The organism is Nitrospirota bacterium, from assembly GCA_015233895.1.
Taxonomy (GTDB): Bacteria; Nitrospirota; Thermodesulfovibrionia; order Thermodesulfovibrionales; family Magnetobacteriaceae; genus Magnetomonas.
Genome location: JADFXG010000060.1, coordinates 1 through 2,569, shown reverse-complemented (window position 1 = coordinate 2,569; position 2,569 = coordinate 1). Strand labels below are relative to the sequence as shown.

Below are 2,569 nucleotides of genomic sequence, written 5' to 3'. Positions count from 1 at the left end.
GGAAGTGAGTTCATCGGTGTCGCCCCTATGTTGGGGCGTGGATTGAAACGGAAGTGAGGGCTGACAATGCTTGTTTTAATAAGCTACGATGTTGCTACTACTGATGGAAACGGCAAACGCCGTTTACGCAGGGTGGCTCACGCTTGTCAGGATTTCGGTCAGAGGGTGCAGTACTCGGTGTTTGAATGTATTGTTGACCCAGCACAGTGGACAATGCTGAAGGCGAGGCTGATTTCAGAGATTGATGATAAGAAAGACAGTCTGAGATTTTACTATCTGGGTGCCAATTGGAAAAACCGCGTTGAGCATTTCGGCGCAAAAGAACCGTTCGATCAGGAGGGGCCGTTGCTTATCTGAAATACTCCGCGAACCTCAAGTCCGCATAGTTTTACCGATGGGTTCGCATTGATGTAATGTACTGAAAAACAATGAAAAATTTATAATGTTCTTTGATAACTCAATATTTTTATACCGCTTAATGATAGCTTCGCGGAAAGCATCAAATAAACGGTTAAATTTCAAGAAGTTGTAGCTGCGAGTCGCTCCCCATGCGGGAGCGTGGATTGAAACTATCTATTGCCAACCAAAATCCCAATATCACGCAGTCGCTCCCCATGCGGGAGCGTGGATTGAAACTTTTATTACCATCCAAAACACCATTTTAATCCTATGTCGCTCCCCATGCGGGAGCGTGGATTGAAACTCCAGATCCCTTAAGATCGAATATAGGGTTTTTAGTCGCTCCCCATGCGGGAGCGTGGATTGAAACTGACCCTATGTTTTACATTCCCAGGGGCTGCGGAGTCGCTCCCCATGCGGGAGCGTGGATTGAAACTCGGTATGGGCGCGTTCATAAGCGTCCGGACAAAGTCGCTCCCCATGCGGGAGCGTGGATTGAAACAATAAATTGCCGGAATTTATGATAGAAGCAGATCGTCGCTCCCCATGCGGGAGCGTGGATTGAAACATTTATATTGACAGAAATAAAAAAACGTAGAAAAGGTCGCTCCCCATGCGGGAGCGTGGATTGAAACTATCAGAATCGCCGACAGTGGATTATTGATTTAATGTCGCTCCCCATGCGGGAGCGTGGATTGAAACGATCTATCGTACGGCGTGGCGAACGGGCTCTTTGGTCGCTCCCCATGCGGGAGCGTGGATTGAAACCGGCTATGGATCTTCAAACCTTAATGAATTACAAGTCGCTCCCCATGCGGGAGCGTGGATTGAAACATCAAACTGGACAGTTGGTGGACCCAATGGTCACGTCGCTCCCCATGCGGGAGCGTGGATTGAAACCCGGGGACGCCTTGATATTCCCGGAGCGCGAATAAAGTCGCTCCCCATGCGGGAGCGTGGATTGAAACGGGTTTTTGAGCCTCTATAACGGCCCAATCGCCTAGTCGCTCCCCATGCGGGAGCGTGGATTGAAACTAAATATTGGACGCTGGCAATGGGCGAGGCTCAGGTCGCTCCCCATGCGGGAGCGTGGATTGAAACTCATTGTCTACGAAAATCCGACCCGCCTTAATGAAGTCGCTCCCCATGCGGGAGCGTGGATTGAAACAAATCTGAACGCTGTCCGTCGGGATTGTGCCGAAGTCGCTCCCCATGCGGGAGCGTGGATTGAAACTCAGAACGCGCGTGGTGCCCTTTTTAGCGTCGAAGGTCGCTCCCCATGCGGGAGCGTGGATTGAAACCGGTAGTCGCCAATCGCTATAGCCAAGATAGTTGGTCGCTCCCCATGCGGGAGCGTGGATTGAAACCGGCAATTCCAACGGTGGCGTACTATATGGCGTGAGTCGCTCCCCATGCGGGAGCGTGGATTGAAACGACGGATCGCCCTGGCCGCAGCAGACCGGGCAAGGTCGCTCCCCATGCGGGAGCGTGGATTGAAACTCTATTATTTTGTGTGTATTCCGTTAATAGTGGCTACTATGCTTTTGGGTTTGTGAAGAGAAAGCGTGTAAAGTTATAAATTATGGGAATAAATCAATTTCCGGTATCGGCAAGCTTTTTTTCGCTTTCCTTATAATCGATAAAATAGCTTCCATGCATCTTGCCGGGTCTTCTCTAAACGGAAGAGGACAGACTGCTGGCCCGCTAAGTCGGATAAAGCTATCACGATTTTATCCAACTTTGGATAATTGACATGACACTACGGCTTTTTTCCAACTGCGGCCAGGAACACGTCCATAGTCTTTTGAGCGGCGGATTCCCAGGAAAAGTTATTTAACCTTTTTACTCCTCTTACGGTGAGGTCTGTTCTTAGCGCCTCATCGGACAAAAGCCTGTGAAGCCCCTTTGTAATGGAATCTACGTCGAGTGGGTCTACGTAAAAGGCAGCGTCTCCGGCAACCTCCGGCAGCGATGAGACGTTGGAAGACAACACGGGCACGTTTGCGGCCATGGCTTCCAAAACCGGCAGGCCAAAACCCTCCATCAATGAGACGATGGCTAATACCCTGGCATTTTCGAGAAGTGCGGTAAGGGTTTGCCTGTCTACGTAGCCGGTGAAGACCAGCCTGTCCGCAAGGTCCGCCCCATTATACACGTCGTGGAAGTCCTC

The 2,569-nt window shown here is 50.5% G+C and carries 2 protein-coding genes and 1 CRISPR repeat array; of the genes, one reads left to right on the top strand and one right to left on the bottom strand.

Annotated features, from left to right (window positions below):
* Nucleotides 1-66: 66 nt before the first annotated feature.
* Nucleotides 67-357 carry a CRISPR-associated endonuclease Cas2 gene (gene cas2 / locus HQK88_17155; protein ID MBF0618526.1) on the top strand — a complete coding sequence of 97 codons (291 nt, stop codon included), beginning with the start codon at nt 67-69 and terminating at the stop codon, nt 355-357.
* 181 nt (nt 358-538) lie between these two features.
* Nucleotides 539-1,899: direct repeats of the CRISPR family, unit length 32 nt; unit sequence GTCGCTCCCCATGCGGGAGCGTGGATTGAAAC.
* Between the two features lie 259 nt (nt 1,900-2,158).
* On the opposite strand, the gene HQK88_17150 is transcribed toward cas2, so the two are convergent.
* A partial coding sequence (locus HQK88_17150) for a glycosyltransferase (protein ID MBF0618525.1) occupies nt 2,159-2,569 on the bottom strand: 411 nt, incomplete at its 5' end.